This window comes from Pantoea sp. USMM079, from assembly GCF_037153115.1.
In the GTDB taxonomy this organism is placed as follows: Bacteria; Pseudomonadota; Gammaproteobacteria; order Enterobacterales; family Enterobacteriaceae; genus Pantoea; species Pantoea communis.
This window is the reverse complement of sequence record NZ_JBBCKX010000001.1, coordinates 155778-172578: the sequence shown is the minus strand read 5'-3', so window position 1 is coordinate 172578 and position 16801 is coordinate 155778. Positions and strand designations below refer to the sequence as shown.

Sequence of the window (16801 nt, the reverse complement as noted above, 5' to 3'; positions counted from 1 at the left end):
AAAATCATACTACTTAATTGTATTTCCTTTGTATTTTTCATGTATGCAAAAAGTTACGTGGTGGGATGGATTTTCATGGGTTGGGGAGCAGGCAGGTAGGAGTGAGTCGGCGTGCAAGTACGCGAAACAGTGCGCCAGATCGCACTGTTTTTTCGCGGATAGAAAGTCAAAGAAGGGAATTAAACAACAAACTCATAATGCGAGCCATCGGGGAGCTCGATGTTGATACGCAGTTTTCCGCCAGCGGCTTCAACATAGCGCTTCAGCGTCGAGAGTTTTAAATCCCGGCCAGGTTTTTCCATTCCAGCAACGGTGGGTTGTTTAATATTTAATTGCTGCGCTATCTCTACCTGCGTTTTGTTTACTCTTTCACGCAATTCAGCAAGGTGAATATTTAACAATACTTCTTCAGCCATGGCGTTAGCTTTAGCCACCACCTCAGACTTCTCAGATGCTAGAATCTGTTTGAGTGTTCTGCCCATGTCGTTACTCCTTTCTCTCTTCGCGTTGAAGATGATGGGTGAATTCTTTATCTGCGAGCGGGATCAGCTCAGCATAAAAACGCTTTTCATTGCCACTCTTATGACCTGCACAAAGCAACACACCGCTGCGCCAGGGGTCAAATGCGTAAAATGCCCGAATAGGATCACCTTTGCTCTGAATGCGAAGCTCTTTCATATTGCTAAAGCGAGAGCCTTTCAGGGTGTCGGCGTAGGGCCTGCATAATGCGGGGCCAGCTTGCTGCAATACAATCATTGCGGACAGAACGCAGGCTCGGTCAGTGTCGTCTTGCGCTACAAGCCAATCATCAAACGTGTCCGTTGTAATTATTTGCCACATGATACGCTCCTTGCGATATAGGTCAAATGCTATATAGGTTAAAGGCGATAATCAGTGTGGCGAGGCAGTTTGAATCATGCACTTGTTCTGTTAAAACATGTCGATAAGGATTCCAAAAAAATGCCCGCTAAGTTATCCAGAGCGGGCATGAACAGAATCAACGACGATATTAATCCACGGCGGGCGGTAAAGGTGCCACATCTGCGTTGCTGTCGCCAATGATGGAATGCAATGCGCGAAGTCTAGTGTCGCTTATCGATGTGCTGCACCAGTCGATCGCCAACCCACTGAATGCCACACACCAGCACAATCAACACCGCGATCACCGCAATCATCACGGAAGTTTCAAATCGTTGATAACCGTAGCGGATTGCCAGATCTCCCAGCCCGCCCGCACCAATCGCTCCCGCCATCGCCGATGCGCCGATTAATGCCACCAGCGTCACCACAAACCCCGAGAGAATGCCGGGCAGCGCTTCTGGGATTAAAACATCCCAGACGATACGGAGCTTGCTGGCACCCATCGCGCGTACCGCATCAATCAGGCCGCGATCCACATCGCGCAGTGACACTTCAGCCACGCGAGCAAAATACGGCGTTGCGGTGATCGACAGTGGAACTATCGCCGCCCACGTCCCCAGTGACGTACCGACCAGAAAGCGGGTAAACGGAATCAGCGCCACCAGCAAAATGATGAAAGGGAGCGAGCGGAAGCCGTTGATCACCAGCCCCAGCACCCGGTTAATACCACGATGTTCCGCAATGCCGCCTGCGCTGGTCATCACCAGAATCAGCCCCAACGGTAAACCGGCAACCAGTGAAAACAATCCTGAAATCAGCGTCATCAACACCGTTTCGCCCAACGCGTTGAGCAATAAATCAATCATCACTGGCGACATAACCGACTAACTCCACTTGCGCCTGCTGCCCGCGCAGCCAGCTGAGAATCTGTTGCTCATCGGCCACGTTGGCGACCGGAAGCGCGATAAAAAAACGCACCACGGCGTAGTGCTGAATATGATCGATGCCGCCCTGTAATAAGTGGAACTTGCCCGGCAACGCCGCCGCAAATCGGGTCAGCAAATCGCCCTGCGCGTCCTCGCCAGCAAAGTGCACGCTGTAAATTGCCTCGCCCTGTCTCCTCTCGGTAACCCGTGCGGCCAGCGCTTCCGGTAGCTGCGGCAGTAAACCACGCAATAAGGTGCGCGTCAGCTCGGATTGCGGATGCGCAAACACCTCCCACACCGGGCCTTGCTCAATGATTTCACCCGAGTCAATCACCGCCACGCGGTGTGCCACCGACTTGATGACTTCCATTTCATGGGTGATCAGTAGAATCGTGATACCCAGTTTTTGGTTGAGCGATTTAAGCAGCGCGAGAATAGAACGGGTGGTTTCAGGATCCAGTGCTGAAGTTGCTTCATCACACAGCAGCAGTGCCGGACTTGCCGCCAGTGCACGAGCAATGCCAACACGCTGTTTCTGACCGCCTGAGAGCGCCGCCGGATAGTGCTGTGCCTTGTCCGCCAGCCCCACCAATTCCAGTAATTCCGCCACGCGTTGGCCACGTTGCACCTTATCCAGACCGGCAATTTTCAGCGGCAACGCGACATTCTGCGCCACGGTTTTCGCCGTCAGCAGGTTGAAGTGCTGGAACACCATACCGACGCGGCTACGCACAGATTGCAGCTGTTTTTCCGACAGGCCGGTAATTTTCCGGCCTTCGATTTCAATGACGCCTTCGTCAGGTTGCTCCAGCCCGTTCAGACAGCGAATCAACGTCGATTTGCCCGCACCACTGCGGCCAATCAGGCCGAGAATTTCACCTTTCTGCACCGTCAGTGAAATATCGCGCAGCGCCTGAGTTTGCCCAAAGCGACGTGAAACGCCCTGCAAGCGCACCACGCTGCCGCTTTCGCGAGCAAGACGTTCACGGTCTTGCGCATTCTCTACCACGCCACGCGTTAACGCGCTAAACGGCGCTTCGACTCCTGTGAAAATCGTCATGCTAGATCCTTACCAGGCCGTTTCACCGATGCCTTTAGTGCTCGCCAGCAGTAAAGCGCCAGCGGTTAACAAGAGTGTCGTTTTGGCGGATGCCAGGCGTGTATGCATAGTTATTTCCTCATCGTTATAATTGCAGCGGCCAAAGTACACTGTCGTGATGAACAGATAGCCGCAGTATACGCAGATGCTTATTCCTGCATTATGATTTATCCGGGAATGCTATTCCTGAAAAGAATAAAGACACACAGCCGCTCGCATCGCCACAAGTGAACGGACGGCTGTGATACCATGCCGTTTTGATTGACCTGTAATTGAGCGCTATGTCGGACACTACAACGAAACGTAAAAATGACCCGGAAGGGCTGAAAAAACGCATCCTTGCCGGTGCCCTGAAGACCTTCGCCGAGTTCGGTATGCAGGGCGCACGCCTTGAGCAGATTGCTGAACACGCGCAAACCACCAAACGCATGGTGGTGTATCACTTCGTCAATAAAGAGAAGCTGTATATCGAGGTGCTGGAGCAGGTCTATCAGGCGATTCGTGAACACGAAACCGGATTGAACCTTGCACAGATGGAACCCGAACAGGCGATGATTAAACTGGTCGAAGCCAGCTTCGACTATCACGCCACCCATCAGGATTTCATGCGTTTGGTGTGTACGGAAAACCTGTTGCGCGGTCGCTACATTGTGCAGTCCGAGCGCATCAAAGCGTTGAACAAAAGTACGCTGGATCTGCTGGATGACATTCTGACGCGCGGTCAGCAGCAAGGCATCTTTATTGATGGCCTGAACACCGTGGACGTGCACCGCTTATTGAGCAGTATCTGTGTGCACCACGTCGCCAACCGCTACACCTTCCACTTCCTGTTCACCCCTGAGGATACGGAAGAGGACAGCATCCGTCGTAACCGCCAACTGGCCGTGACCGCAACGCTGCGCTACATCTGCAAGGCACCTTAAACCTGGGCAGTGCTGTGATGGTCTACGCTTAAAGTTTTGGGACCGTCACAGACTCAGTATAAGGAACGCCGTAGTGAACAGAGATTCCCTCCTTTACCCCCTTCGCAACCCGCAAAATACCGAGCACGACAGTGTCCTGTGGAACTGGGCGCAAAACACCGTGGTGGGCCAGCGTGAGCAAGTCCATCAGCCGCAAAACGAAGCCGAACTGCAACAGCTGCTGAGTTCGTCAACAGGCAAAGTGCGCGTCATCGGCAGCCGTTTATCACCCGGCCGCATGCTGTGTGTGAATGCCGACGATCTGTTACTCGATCTCAGCGCCATGCAAGGCGTATTGGGAGAGGATAACGACAGCATCACTTTCGCGGCAGGCACGCTGCTGCAGCAGGTGTTCGACGCACTCACCGCGCGCAATCGCATGTTAGGCTGTTCGCCAGGCGTGATATCCGTTCAGACGCTGGCGGGCGCGATAGCGACGGGCACCCATGGCCAGGGATTGGATCAGAGTTCACTGGCGGATGAAGTGATAAGCATCCGCATGGTTATGGCCGACGGCAGCGTGCGGGAGTTTCAACGTGGCGATAGTGATTTCCCTGCGGCGCAAACCTCATTAGGTTCGCTGGGGATTGTGACCGCCGTGACGATGCGCACCCAGCCGTTTCGCCTGTTTACCTGCCATAAATTTGCCGAGTCTGCGGATACGCTGGAGCAGGATCTGCCGCGCTGGAATCAACAGTATGAACTGAGCAAAGCCTGGTGGTTTGTTGATGACAACCTGATGCACGTCTGGAATGCCAACCCCGCTAATGAAGCCGATGCTCAGGCCTGGCACGCCAATGGCGGCGAGGTGATTGAACATGGCGATGATACCGACAGCAGTCTGAATGACACCATCGATCAGACGTTGGCGCAGATGCATCGTGATACACAAATAGAAGGTAAAGGTGGCAAGCAGTTCCGCACCGTCACGCGTTTTCGTGATTTCACCGACCTCAGCGGCGATATCTACCAGCTGTTTTGTCGCGGCATTGCCGTGCCGCAAATCAACGTGGAAATTGGCGTGCCGCTGGATAAAACACCGGAAATTATCGGCAAAATCAAAGCCTGGTATGCGAAGAATCATCCGCACATGCACTACCCCATCATTCTGCGCTGCACGGGCGCGTCAGAAGCCTGGCTCAGTCCAGCTTATCAGCAGCCGACCTGTTTCTTTGGCTTCGTGGTCTATTACGCCGATGACGGTTCGCTGTCACAGGACGGTTTGCATTTCCTCACCGAGGTCGAGAAATTGCTGGCAGCAGAAGGCGGAAGACCGCACTGGGGCAAATACTACGATCCGCAGCGCTACAGCTGGCGGGATATCTATCCACAGTGGGATGCGTTTCGCGCGGTGCGGGAACAACTCGATCCGCAGCGTCGTTTTAGCAATGACTATGTCACGGCTTTGTTTGATTAAATTTTGACGGGGGAGGATTTATGTACGCCTGGGTAACACTACTGACACAACCGGATTATTTTATCGGCGTGAAAGCGCTGCACCGTTCACTAAAACGCAGCGAAACCGCATGGCCATTGATTGTGATGGTGACCGATGCGATTGACATCGAAACACGTGAAGATTTGCAGGCTTTAGGCTGTGTGATTCATCCGGTCGAGCCTCTGATGCCGAATGCTGAACTGGAGCAGCATTATGCCTCTGCGCAATTTGGTGAAGTGTGGAGCAAGCTGCGGGCATGGGAACTGACCGGCTGCGATCGCGTGGTGTTTCTCGATGCCGACATGCTGGTGCTGCGCAATATGGATGAGCTGTTTACGCTGGATCTCGGCGATCATGCGCTGGCCGCCTGTCACGCTTGTCGCTGCAATCCGAATAAAATCGCCAGTTATCCCGCCAGCTGGCAGCCGGAAAATTGCCATTATACCTGGCAGGATCGCGGTGAAGCGGCACCTGCCAGCCTGGACCGCTATCTGAATGGTGGCTTTTTGGTGCTCGAACCGGATGAAGAGGTGTTTAACTGGCTACAGCAGAAAGTCGCTGCCATCACTGATTTACGCCGCTATCCGTTCTCTGAACAGGATTTGCTTAATGAAGTGTTTGAACATCGCTGGCTGCCGCTGCCGTATATCTACAACGCGCTGAAAACGCTGCCATTCCAGCACAGCGCTATGTGGCGTGAAGAGGATGTAAAAAACCTGCATTTTATTCTGGCCAAGCCGTGGAAGCGCGATCTCAATCAATCTGAAAGCGAACGCGACCGTTACTATGCGCTGGATAAGCTGTGGTGGGAATTAGGGGTGAATTAAGAAAAGAGGCGCACTTCACAAAGTGCGCCTCTTTAGTTTTAACGCCAGCCCAGTTCCGGTGCCACATGGGTCAGAATACTTTCCATCACGTGCGCACAGTAATCCACGCCCAGCTGGTTAGGGATGGTGAGCAGCAGCGTATCGGCTTCGGCGATTCCTTCGTCCTGAGCCAGCTGTTTGATCAACTGCTCTGGCTCTGCCGCATAGCTACGACCAAAGATGGCGCGGGTTTTCTCATCGAGGAAGCCCACGGAGTCCTGATCCTGACCACTGCGACCAAAGTAAGCACGGTCGATGTCATTGGTCAGCGCAAAAATACTGCGGCTCACTGACACACGCGGCGTGCGCTGATGCCCGGCGGCTTTCCAGGCTTCACGGTAAGCGCGAATCTGTTTCGCCTGCTGAATGTGGAACGGTTCGCCAGTTTCATCATCCTTCAGTGTGGAGCTTTGCAGATTCATGCCCTGCTGTGCTGCCCAAACTGATGTCGCATTTGAACCGGAACCCCACCAGATACGCTCACGCAGCCCTTCTGAGAATGGCTCCAGACGCAGTAAGCCCGGTGGATTCGGGAACATCGGCTGTGGATTCGGTTTAGCAAAACCCTCACCGCGCAGCACTTCCAGCAACTCTTCGGTGTGACGACGTCCCATATCGGCATCGGTTTCACCCTCTTTCGGGTTAAACCCAAAGTAGCGATAGCCTTCAATCACCTGCTCCGGGGAGCCGCGGCTGAGACCGAGTTGCAGACGACCGTTAGAAATCAGGTCTGCCGCACCGGCATCTTCTGCCATGTACAGCGGGTTTTCATAACGCATATCGATCACGCCAGTACCAATCTCAATGCGATTGGTTTTGGCACCGACTGCCGCCAGCAGCGGGAACGGCGAGCTTAACTGACGCGCAAAGTGGTGTACGCGGTAGTAAGCGCCATCCGCGCCCAGCTCTTCTGCAGCCACGGCTAAATCGATGGATTGCAGTAACACGTCCTGAGCGGAACGGGTGGCTGACTGCGATGACGGGGTCCAGTGACCAAAGGATAAGAAGCCAATCTTTTTCATGGTGAAATTCTCCAGGGGGACCGCGCTGGCCCGCACATGATGCATTAGGTTTCGATGGAGAAAGGTTACGCCAGGCGAGAGGTGACTGATAGCCAATAGTTTTCGCGCGCTTCATCAACTTTTTTGCATAAGTCATAAAAACACGGTCTTTGTGTTTATCACGGTGATCAATCATCTTGCGGGGAATTCATTCGATTCACAGGTTTATGGCATCCGCATGGCAAACGACTATATCAACGCACAGCAGCGTGAAGTGGTGCATCAGCTGGGCCGCAATTGGCTGTGGCGCAGTGAACTGCCCACCTGGGCGCTGATGGTCGGGGTGTATGGCGGCTGGTTTGGCTGCGTCATCTATTGGCAAACGCTGGGTCTGTTTTTAACCACTCTGCTGCTGATTGTTTTCACCACCTGGTATATGTCGCTGCAGCATGAGCTGATCCATGGCCATCCCACGCGTTTTCCAGGGCTCAATCAGCTGTTAGGTACCCTGCCGCTGGCGGTGTGGTATCCCTATGGGCTGTATCGCGATTCCCATCTGGCACATCACCGCAATCACACCCTCACCGAACCGGATGAAGATCCGGAAACCTATTACCTGTCGCCGGAACGCTGGGCACAGCTTAAGCCGTGGCAGCAACGCTTGATTCACCTGCGTAATACGTTTCCCGGCCGTTTGCTGTTAGGTCCGCTGCTGGATATCGTGGCGACCCTGAAGATGATGCTTTTGGCGCGTGATCGTGCCGCTATTTCGATGTGGGTGATTCATCTGACGCTGCTGGCTGGGCTTTTCTACTGGATGCAGCAGCAAGGATTGTCGCCGCTGTGGTTCGTGGTTGCCGTGAGTTATCCGGCATTGGCGTTGACCAAAATACGTTCTTTCTACGAGCATCGCGCAGAAGAAGCCCCGCTGGCCCGCTCCGTGAACAATGAAGCCGCCTGGCCGTGGCGTTGGCTATTTCTGAATCTCAACTATCATTCTGTACATCACGATCTGCCCGGTTTGCCCTGGTACGGCTTGCGCAAAGTCTATCTGCTGTATCGCGACGGCTACCATCAGCGCAATCACGGTTTCCGCGTCGCGGGTTATGGCGAGTGGTTGCTGCGCTTCTGGCGCAAACCGGTCAACGTTAACGCCCATCCGGGAACGCACAAGGATGCACAGCATGCCGATCATTTCACTGCCGATGTACGATATCCATCATCCAACGACGCTTGGCCTGACCGCTGCGCTAACGACGCTGCTCCAACAACGCGGCGTGCAGGCTGAGGTTGAGTGGCACAGCGATCTCTTACCCCACTGGCGCGACGCTGATTTGCTGTTAAGCCAGACCTGCGGCTATCCGCTGGTGGCTTTATTGCCTGATGTGCAACTGGTTGGGGCATTTCAATCCAGCGCGCAAGGCTGTGAGGGACTGCGCTATCGCAGTTGGCTGGTGGCGCGCAAAGAGGATGAAAATCTCACCCTGAGCGATTTTCGTGGTCGCCGCGCGGTGTGCAACAGTGATGACTCGCACTCGGGCTACAATTCGCTGCGCTACGTGATCGCGCCACTGGCACACGACGGGCATTTCTTCAGTGAAGCGCTGCAGAGTGGCAGTCATCGTCAATCGTTGGCCGCGTTGCGTGAACAGCGAGCGGATATCGCGGCGATCGATTGCATCACCTGGGCGCTGCTGCGTGCTCATCACCCTGAAGAACTGGCCGGGTTAGAGATCATTGGCGAAACGCCGCTGTGTGCCGCATTGCCGTTAATCACCTCAGCAAAAACCGATGCCAAAACGCTTGAGCATCTGCGCAGCGCTTTGACCGAACTCACTACTGATAAGAAGTATCAGCAGCTGCTGGCAGCGAGTCTAATCAGCGGTTTTGCGGTGCCAGAGCGGGCGTTTTACGATGAGGTGCAAGCGTGGGAAGATCAAGCAGCGGAATACGGTGTGAAGTTGCTGTGATTTGAACAGCCGCGATGTAATTTATCGCGCAACGACCATCTTTCATCGCGCTGCAGCTATACGCAATATATCGCGCAGCTTAAAGGCGGCATCCTTGCCGCCCAAAAAATCACTCTGCGCGTGACGCAATAATTCCCTCGGCCACATTGCGTGGCGCTTCAGCGTAATGCGCAAATTCCATGCTGTAAGTGGCACGGCCCTGCGACATGGATCGCAGCGTGGTGGCATAGCCAAACATCTCTGACAGCGGCACTTCGGCTCGGATGATGCGCGCACCAAAGCGCTCATCCATACCTTGCAGCGTACCGCGACGCGAAGAGAGATCGCCCATCACCCCACCGGCGTAATCCTCTGGCGTTTCCACCTCCACCTGCATCACCGGCTCAAGGATCACCGGATCGGCCTGTTTAGCCGCCGCTTTGAAACCAAAAATCGCGGCCATACGGAACGCCATTTCCGAGGAGTCGACGTCATGATACGAACCGAAGGTCAGCGTGGCCTTAAGGTCTACCACCGGATAACCCGCCAGCACACCGCTGTTCAGCGCTTCACGAATCCCCTTCTCCACAGAAGGAATAAACTCGCGTGGCACTACGCCGCCCTTGGTGGCATCTTCAAAGGCAAAACCTGCGCCTGCTGCCTGCGGCTCCAGCGTCAGCACCACATGACCATACTGACCTTTACCGCCCGACTGACGCACAAACTTGCCTTCCACATCGCGCACCGTCTTACGAATGGTTTCGCGATAGGTGACCTGTGGCCGACCAATGTTGGCTTCCACACCGAATTCACGCTTCATGCGATCAACGATGATCTCCAGATGCAACTCACCCATACCGGAGATAATCGTCTGCCCCGACTCTTCATCGGTGTGCAGGCGGAATGACGGATCTTCTGCGGCCAAACGCTGCAACGCCAGCCCCATTTTCTCCTGATCTGCCTTTGTTTTCGGCTCAATCGACAGCGAAATTACCGGGTCCGGGAACTCCATGCGTTCCAGGGTGATCACCGCATTCGGATCGCACAGCGTTTCGCCAGTCGTCACCTCTTTCAAACCGACACAGGCAGCTATATCACCCGCACGAATCTCCTCGATTTCGATGCGATCGTTAGCCTGCATCTGCACGATTCGCCCGATGCGCTCCTTGCGCCCTTTCACCGCATTCCACACGCTATCGCCTTTGCGCAGCACACCTGAATACACGCGCACAAAGGTCAGTTGACCGACGTAAGGATCGCTCATCAGCTTGAACGCCAGCGCCGAGAACGGTTCGTCATCATCCGCATGACGTTCGTCATGCTCACCCTTTTCATTCACACCGGAAACCGGCGGCACGTCCAGCGGCGATGGCATCAGCTCAATCACTGCATCGAGCATGCGCTGCACGCCTTTGTTCTTGAAGGCGCTGCCGCACAGCATCGGCTGGATCTCGCCAATCAGGGTGCGTTGACGCAATCCGGCGATCACTTCTTCTTCGCTCAGGTCGCCCTGCTCCAGATAACGATCCATCAGCGCTTCACTGGCCTCCGCCGCAGCGGCCACCATGTTTTCGCGCCATTCGGCAGCCAGCGCCTGCAATTCATCAGGGATCGGCGCATAGCTGAACGTCATGCCCTGGCTGGCGTCATCCCAATAGATGGCGCGCATTTTGTTGAGATCCACCACGCCTGCGAAGTGCTCTTCCGCACCAATCGGAATCACAATCGGCACGGGGTTGGCATGCAGACGATCTTTCATCATCTGCACCACGCGGAAGAAGTCCGCACCCTGGCGATCCATCTTATTAACGAAAGCAATGCGCGGCACATGATACTTGTTGGCCTGGCGCCACACGGTTTCCGATTGCGGCTGTACGCCACCGACGGCGTCATACACCATCACGGCACCATCCAGCACGCGCATGGATCGCTCCACTTCGATGGTGAAATCGACGTGTCCGGGTGTGTCGATGATGTTGATGCGGTGCGGCGTGAAGCTGCCATCCATGCCCGGCCAGTAGCAGCTTACCGCCGCCGAGGTAATGGTAATACCGCGCTCCTGCTCCTGCGCCATCCAGTCGGTGGTTGCCGCGCCATCGTGCACTTCACCCAACTTGTGGCTCATCCCGGTGTAAAACAGAATGCGCTCAGTGGTGGTGGTTTTGCCGGCATCGATGTGCGCGGAGATGCCGATATTGCGATAACGTTCGATAGGTAGGGGTCGGGGCATGATGCGTCCTTAGTCTGTTCGACTGGAAAAGTGGGCGAGCACCATTGCCCGCCGCTGCGCAACAGCATAGACCCATTGTACGAATAAATACGAACAGTTTGAGCCTTTTTTAGCCATCGTGAAAATCTTGCATCGGTTTCAGCATTTACGGGCTGGCAAGCTTAACCCTTCCCGATTTATGGTAAGGGTCTCACTCTCAACGGGAAATCTAACCATGCGCATTCTGGTTGTCGGCGCCGGTGCCACCGGCGGGTATTTCGGTGCACGTCTGGCGCAAGCAGGACGTGATGTGACTTTTCTGGTGCGCGAGCGCCGTTTTCAGCAACTGCAAAAAAACGGTCTGGTGCTAAAAACACCGGGCGGCACAGAAGTGATTCACCCACAGCTGGCGCAAACCGGCAAGCTGTCAGGCCAGTTTGATCTGATCATTCTGACGGTGAAAAGCTTCGGGCTCGATCAGGCTATCGAGGATATCGCACCCGCCGTCGGGCCAGAAACACTGATCATGCCGATCCTCAACGGCATGCGGCATATCGATACGCTGCGCGCACGCTTTGGCGACAAGGTGATTGGCGGCTTGTGCAAAATCAACGCCACGCTGGGTGAACAAGGTGAAGTGGTGCAGATGACGCCACTGCATATCCTCTACTACGGTGCACTCGATGGGCACAATGATGCACGTCTGCAACGTGTCGATGAGACGCTGAACATCGCGCAGTTCGACACGGTCTTTGCTGACAACATTATCAGCGAACTGTGGGAGAAGTGGCTGCTGCTGAGCACCTTAGGGGCGGTGTGCTGCATCGCGCGAGGTAATACCCAACAGGTGTTGCGATCCCAAGGTGGTGAAGCCTTGTTGCAGGGGATTTTTACTGAGGTGCTTTCCGTGCTTGGTGCTGACGGCTATCAGGAACGGCCAGCGGTAACGGCAAAGATTTATGAGACGCTAAATAATCCGCAGGTGGCGATGACCTCCTCGATGTATCGCGACTTAACCCAGGGTTATGAGATTGAGGCGGACCAGGTGATTGGCGATCTGCTGGTGCGAGGCGCACGCAGTGGCGTGGTGACGCCGTTGTTGAATGCAGTGTATGTGAATTTGCAGGTGTATTTGCAGAATCGCAGCGCATAGTTGCGCCACGTTAACCGTTGCGGTTTTCGAGCCAGGTGCGCATAAAGCGCACCCTTGTGCGGTTTGTCAGGTCACTGTTGCTAGTGACCTGATGTTCAAAGCCGCGACTGCACGCCTTTCAGTTGCATCAAGCGCTGCCAGCCTGCTTCTACCTCGTCCGGGATATCCACATGCCCGAGGAAACCTTTGCCGCGTGGACCGTAGCCGTTTTCATCATCGCGCAGGCGCTGGATCTCGCCCATCAGCAGCGAAAGAAAACGCTCCATCGACCACAATCCTTGCGGTGGCGCACCGATAATGCGCAGCATACCCGCATCCATCATGACCTGCGGAACAAACACCGGCCAACTAATAAATTCAGGCGCATCGGTGCGGTCGCGCCACTGGTAGCGGAAGGTTTCCCAGGTACGTCGCTGCATCAGTGGGTCCTGCACCAGCAATACATGCTGCGGCTGCCACTTCTGCTCATCCAGCAGTTTTTGGCTGAAAGCGGCATTCTCACCACAGTTGCGTGAGGCGGTTTCCAGCAGCAGCTGCTCGTCCGGCAGTGCGGCAAACACCCGCGCCATGTCGCCCAGCAACTCTGCTTCGCTTTTACCTTGGGTTGAAATCTGACGATAAAGGGGATGATTAGCGATCATCTCCGCCAGTAACACCGTGGAATGACCGATACCGCCGCTGATCATCAGAGGCAGCTGATACTTCTTCGCCAGTGCAATCACACCTTCAACGTTGGGCAGTACCGCGTGACCGGCAAGAATTGCCAAATCAACCTCGAGCGTGCCATCTGTCGGCATGTGGTCAAGCGCCAGCCAGGCCGCAAGCGTATTGATATCCTGAATCTGTTGGCTATTGAGCTGCATCGCGTTCTCCTCGCATTAACACTGGCAGTGTAGCGGCTTAACTCCGCGACAGCAGAGAAAAATTTGCTACACTCGCCGCTATCAGATTCAGGAGAGTTTATGACTGCGCGTTCCGTTACCCTCGATGATGTCGCTGCACTGGCGGGGGTTTCCTACCAGACCGTTTCCCGTGTGCTCAACCATTCCGTGCAGGTTTCGCCACGCACGCGCGCCAAAGTCGAAGCCGCGATGCAACAGCTGAACTATGTACCCAACCGCGTGGCACAGCAGCTGGCAGGAAAAGCCACGCGCACGCTGGGGCTGGCCACCAGCGATCTGGCATTGATGGCCCCGGCACAGATTGCCTCAGCGATCCATGAACGTGCCGCCGCGCAGGGTTACCATCTGGTGATCGCCATGGCGAATGCGGCCGGAAATGCCCAGGACACAGTGAATGAACTGCTGGCGCAGCGCGTGGATGCACTACTCATCAACCTGCCGCTCGATGCTGAACAGGCGGCGCAGGTGCAGCAGCAGTGCGGCAGCAAGCCTGTGCTGTTTCTCGATGTTGAACAACATGCTGCTGTCAGCCAGTGCCAGTATCAGAGTGAATCGGGTGCGCAGCAGGCAGTGGAGCATCTCGTCGCGCTGGGCCACCAGCAGATTGGCGTGCTGAACGGGCCTGAAAGTTCGGCTTCGGCGCGGGCGCGCTTCACTGCATGGCAACGGGCGTTATCGTCACACCAGTTGCAGCCAATATGCGTACTGCATGGCGACTGGAGTGCGGCATCCGGGTATCAGGCGCTATTGCACTTACTGCCGGATCGCCTGCCACAGGCCCTGCTGGTGGCGAACGATCAGATGGCGCTTGGGGCGATGCGTGCACTGCACCAACACGGCGTGAAAATTCCTGGAGAGATGTCGATTATTGGTTATGACGACACTGCCGAGAGCGCGTGGTATCAGCCGCCGCTCACCACCGTGCGTCAGGATTTGCAGCAGTTGGGTGCGGTATCTGTGGACCGCTTGTTGGCGGAACTGGCCGGAGAAGCCGTACAGCCCCTGCCGCTGGTAACCGAGCTGATATTGCGCGAAACGACAGCTGCGCCGATGCAAGGGGATGTGGATATAGCGGATATCGCCGGTCAGTTGCAGGCATTAGCGCGACAATTAAAACCCAAAGCCTGACCAGGTTAAAGCAGCACAGGCTATTGCGCACGCCACGGCAGGCAGTGCGGAAGCCGTTACGCTGCAAAAAATTTGGGACCTTACGGTCCCAACATTTTTACTGCGGCTTTGGTTCACCCATCGCTTTCAACTTCTTCGACAGCTCGCGGCGCTCTTTCGACAAGTCAGCATTTTTGATGATGTACTCATCGACGCGGTCTTCATAGTCCACACGCATGGATGCAATGATTTCCTGAATCGCCTCAACGCTCATGCCTGGTTTGATGTACTCGCTCAGGTTGTCCAGCAGCAACACACGTTTCTGGTTATCACGGACTTTCTTCTCGTTATCCACGATTTCGCGCTGCAGTTTGTTTTTACGACGAAACATACGTACAAACTCCAGAACGTCCTGAAATGATTGCTTGGCATTTTCCATGTTGGCACCTTTCTTTGAGCCTGCCGCGGCAGGCGGAATAGTCATGAGCTACAGCTTAGCGGCTTGCTAGCTGGATTCGCAATTTTCACAGCTAATTTCGGACTGGCACTTATCTTAGCGCAAAGAAAGGGTGATTCACATTAAGTCATTGCCTGAGAAAACTATTTGCGCAGTGCCAGACGGACCAGGTCCGTAATGCGCTCCAGTTGACGCGCCTGTTCCAGACTCAACCACACGTAGCCATAGATCGCCGTGGTCTCTAAGCGCCCGCTGCGGTTGGCAATCAACTGTTCCAGTTCCTGGGTGATCTCCTCCAGTTCATGGCTGTTGGCGATCACGCCTTCCGTCTCCCCTTTCACCATCAATGTGGCCAGCGCGTTCAACGTGTCTTCGGTCATTTTCTGACTGCGGCGCAGCGTAGGGGCATTGAGCAGCAACAGGTGGCTCTCACGTGATGACCACCATGCATCAATTTGCATCTGCATCGTGTTAACCATATTACGGTTGATGGTCTGAATCGCTTCAAACACCGATTTAGGAATGCGCGTCTCTTTGCTGGCCGGTTCCAGAAGTGCGCGCATCTTAATAACGCTGGTCAGCTGTTTCTGGAAGGGTTTGTTGAGTCGGGGTTTTTCCAGCAGGTTAGCGGAAAAGCCGGTGTGATGCAGTTTCGCCATCGCCAGAAATGAATCGGACAGCTGAATGCGCCAGTGCGTGTAGGCGCGCTGAGCGAGAATCGCACTGAACAGTAGCGCCATAATCGAACCCAGGATCACATCGCCGCCACGCCACAGCGCCACAGTGAAGTCACCGGCCGGAGCACCCACCACCACGCCGAGCGTGATACCAATCAACAGCGCCATATAAGGATGTTTACCCAGCGTCAGATAGCCGCAAATAATCATCACCACGAAGCACCATGACAACATCATCGGCAGCGAGATCAGTTCCAGCTTCAGAGCAATCAAACCCGATGCCAGTCCGGCAAAGGTGCCGCTGATGCGTTGGATCACACGCGGAAACACATTGCCCCAGGTCGAGATCGGCCCCATCACCACCACCAGGGTGATCAGCGGCCAGGTGCCTTCCGGAATATCCGTCAAACGCACAAACAGAAAACAGAGCACAAAGGCGATAGCGATGCGCACGCCGTGCACAGCGCGATAGTGGCGGTAGAACCAGAACTCAATGGCAGAGATGGGTTTGTCGGCGCGTAACATGGTGGTCCGGGAACGATAAAAATTTGCACGCTATGTTACCCTGGCGCGACACGAACATTGAGTGCTGCGCAGCACTATTTCCGCTCTTTTTTTGCGATTCAACAAGTGCGCTACATCTTATTTTCTCTTATGAAACATAGAAGTAACGCACTGATGATATTAGTCGGCTCCACGTACCGGAATGTACATATCCACCAGCCAGTCGCCGCTGTCAGAGCCGTCGGAAAGGTAGTGTTCGAAGCAGGGACGGTTATCCACGTGCCAGTCGGTTTTCGTCTTGAGATGATCAAACAGGCTGTGCCAGGCGGTGAAGAAATCGTTGTTCATCACTTCCATGCGCGCATGAAAATATTGCCCACCGGGCAGCAGGCCTTGCTCGATGTCGTCACCATAGGAGGGCACAGCATCGGTGGGCGCAGTGATCACCGTTTCAACGCGCAGCTCTTCCGGCGGAAGAACTTCAGGATTACCGTAATAGATGGCCAGCCATTCGCCTTCGAGACCATGCTGCTCGACCCAGCTTTTTAGCTGGTTAAATCCGCGCGGCACGGTTTCCTGCCACGGACCCTGCAAATGGTAGCCCAGCCAGCTTTGAGGATTGCGTTCAACGATAGATGCTTTCATGCCTTTGCCTCCGTTCAGCAGCAGAAAGCCTCACTGTTTCACTCC

At 54.9% G+C, this 16801-nt stretch carries 17 protein-coding genes; 7 read left to right on the top strand and 10 right to left on the bottom strand.

The features are described 5' to 3' along the window. Positions 1-179: 179 nt before the first annotated feature. The 4 genes from WFP70_RS00760 to WFP70_RS00745 all read right to left on the bottom strand — a co-directional run bounded on the left by WFP70_RS00760 (position 180) and on the right by WFP70_RS00745 (position 2847). Complete coding sequence (locus WFP70_RS00760) at positions 180-482, bottom strand: helix-turn-helix domain-containing protein (RefSeq protein ID WP_337022351.1); 303 nt, start codon at positions 480-482, stop codon at positions 180-182. Between the two features lie 4 nt (positions 483-486). After that, on the bottom strand, positions 487-840 hold the full coding sequence (locus WFP70_RS00755; RefSeq protein ID WP_337022350.1) for a type II toxin-antitoxin system RelE/ParE family toxin: 354 nt from the start codon (positions 838-840) through the stop codon (positions 487-489). Positions 841-1082: 242 nt separating this feature from the next. Then, complete coding sequence (locus WFP70_RS00750) at positions 1083-1739, bottom strand: methionine ABC transporter permease (RefSeq protein ID WP_058962320.1); 657 nt, start codon at positions 1737-1739, stop codon at positions 1083-1085. After that, positions 1720-2847 carry a methionine ABC transporter ATP-binding protein gene (locus tag WFP70_RS00745; RefSeq protein WP_337022349.1) on the bottom strand — a complete coding sequence of 376 codons (1128 nt, stop codon included), beginning with the start codon at positions 2845-2847 and terminating at the stop codon, positions 1720-1722. Before WFP70_RS00745 ends, WFP70_RS00750 begins: the two co-directional genes overlap by 20 nt. 320 nt (positions 2848-3167) lie before the next feature. Here WFP70_RS00745 and WFP70_RS00740 point away from each other — a divergent pair, with 320 nt between their 5' ends. The 3 genes from WFP70_RS00740 (at position 3168) to WFP70_RS00730 (ending at position 6113) form a co-directional block, all read left to right on the top strand. After that, positions 3168-3809 (top strand): TetR family transcriptional regulator, encoded by a 642-nt coding sequence (locus WFP70_RS00740; RefSeq protein WP_058962323.1) that lies wholly within the window; start codon positions 3168-3170, stop codon positions 3807-3809. A 73-nt stretch (positions 3810-3882) separates the two neighbouring features. Then, positions 3883-5265 carry a D-arabinono-1,4-lactone oxidase gene (locus WFP70_RS00735; protein ID WP_337022348.1) on the top strand — a complete coding sequence of 461 codons (1383 nt, stop codon included), beginning with the start codon at positions 3883-3885 and terminating at the stop codon, positions 5263-5265. A 20-nt stretch (positions 5266-5285) separates the two neighbouring features. Then, positions 5286-6113: a glycosyltransferase family 8 protein gene (locus tag WFP70_RS00730; protein WP_337022347.1), complete on the top strand. Its 828-nt coding sequence runs from the start codon at positions 5286-5288 to the stop codon at positions 6111-6113. Between the two features lie 38 nt (positions 6114-6151). On the opposite strand, the gene WFP70_RS00725 is transcribed toward WFP70_RS00730, so the two are convergent. Then, positions 6152-7174 (bottom strand): LLM class flavin-dependent oxidoreductase, encoded by a 1023-nt coding sequence (locus WFP70_RS00725; RefSeq protein ID WP_034824654.1) that lies wholly within the window; start codon positions 7172-7174, stop codon positions 6152-6154. 217 nt (positions 7175-7391) lie between these two features. Between WFP70_RS00725 and WFP70_RS00720 the strand changes: the two genes are divergently transcribed. Together WFP70_RS00720 and WFP70_RS00715 are read left to right on the top strand one after the other, a co-directional pair. Then, entirely contained in the window at positions 7392-8441 is a 1050-nt protein-coding gene (locus WFP70_RS00720; protein WP_337022346.1) for a fatty acid desaturase, read from the top strand. Beyond that, positions 8338-9123: a phosphate/phosphite/phosphonate ABC transporter substrate-binding protein gene (locus tag WFP70_RS00715; protein ID WP_442956325.1), complete on the top strand. Its 786-nt coding sequence runs from the start codon at positions 8338-8340 to the stop codon at positions 9121-9123. The genes WFP70_RS00720 and WFP70_RS00715 overlap by 104 nt, the downstream gene beginning before the upstream one ends. Before the next feature lie 109 nt (positions 9124-9232). Here WFP70_RS00715 and fusA read toward each other — a convergent pair whose 3' ends face one another. Further along, positions 9233-11332, bottom strand: coding sequence for an elongation factor G (gene fusA / locus WFP70_RS00710; protein ID WP_097116691.1), 2100 nt, complete (start codon positions 11330-11332; stop codon positions 9233-9235). Positions 11333-11546: 214 nt separating this feature from the next. On the opposite strand from fusA, the gene WFP70_RS00705 reads away from it, so the two are divergent. Next, positions 11547-12464 (top strand): ketopantoate reductase family protein, encoded by a 918-nt coding sequence (locus WFP70_RS00705; protein ID WP_337022344.1) that lies wholly within the window; start codon positions 11547-11549, stop codon positions 12462-12464. Positions 12465-12559: 95 nt separating this feature from the next. Here the strand turns inward: WFP70_RS00705 and WFP70_RS00700 are convergent, their stop codons facing one another. After that, the gene (locus WFP70_RS00700; RefSeq protein ID WP_337022343.1) at positions 12560-13327 is read right to left on the bottom strand and encodes a YdcF family protein; all 768 of its coding nucleotides are present in this window, start codon (positions 13325-13327) and stop codon (positions 12560-12562) included. Positions 13328-13426: 99 nt separating this feature from the next. On the opposite strand from WFP70_RS00700, the gene WFP70_RS00695 reads away from it, so the two are divergent. Further along, positions 13427-14494, top strand: a complete 1068-nt coding sequence (locus tag WFP70_RS00695; RefSeq protein WP_337022342.1) for a LacI family DNA-binding transcriptional regulator — start codon at positions 13427-13429, stop codon at positions 14492-14494. Positions 14495-14591: 97 nt separating this feature from the next. On the opposite strand, the gene tmaR is transcribed toward WFP70_RS00695, so the two are convergent. From tmaR to WFP70_RS00680, 3 genes are all read right to left on the bottom strand, one after another. Then, a complete protein-coding gene (gene tmaR, locus WFP70_RS00690; RefSeq protein WP_034824689.1) occupies positions 14592-14912 on the bottom strand; it encodes a PTS system regulator TmaR in 321 nt (106 codons plus the stop codon). A gap of 161 nt (positions 14913-15073) precedes the next feature. Next, on the bottom strand, positions 15074-16132 hold the full coding sequence (locus tag WFP70_RS00685; protein ID WP_034824691.1) for an FUSC family protein: 1059 nt from the start codon (positions 16130-16132) through the stop codon (positions 15074-15076). Positions 16133-16291: 159 nt separating this feature from the next. Next, the gene (locus WFP70_RS00680) at positions 16292-16756 is read right to left on the bottom strand and encodes a GyrI-like domain-containing protein (RefSeq protein ID WP_337022341.1); all 465 of its coding nucleotides are present in this window, start codon (positions 16754-16756) and stop codon (positions 16292-16294) included. Positions 16757-16801: the final 45 nt, after the last annotated feature.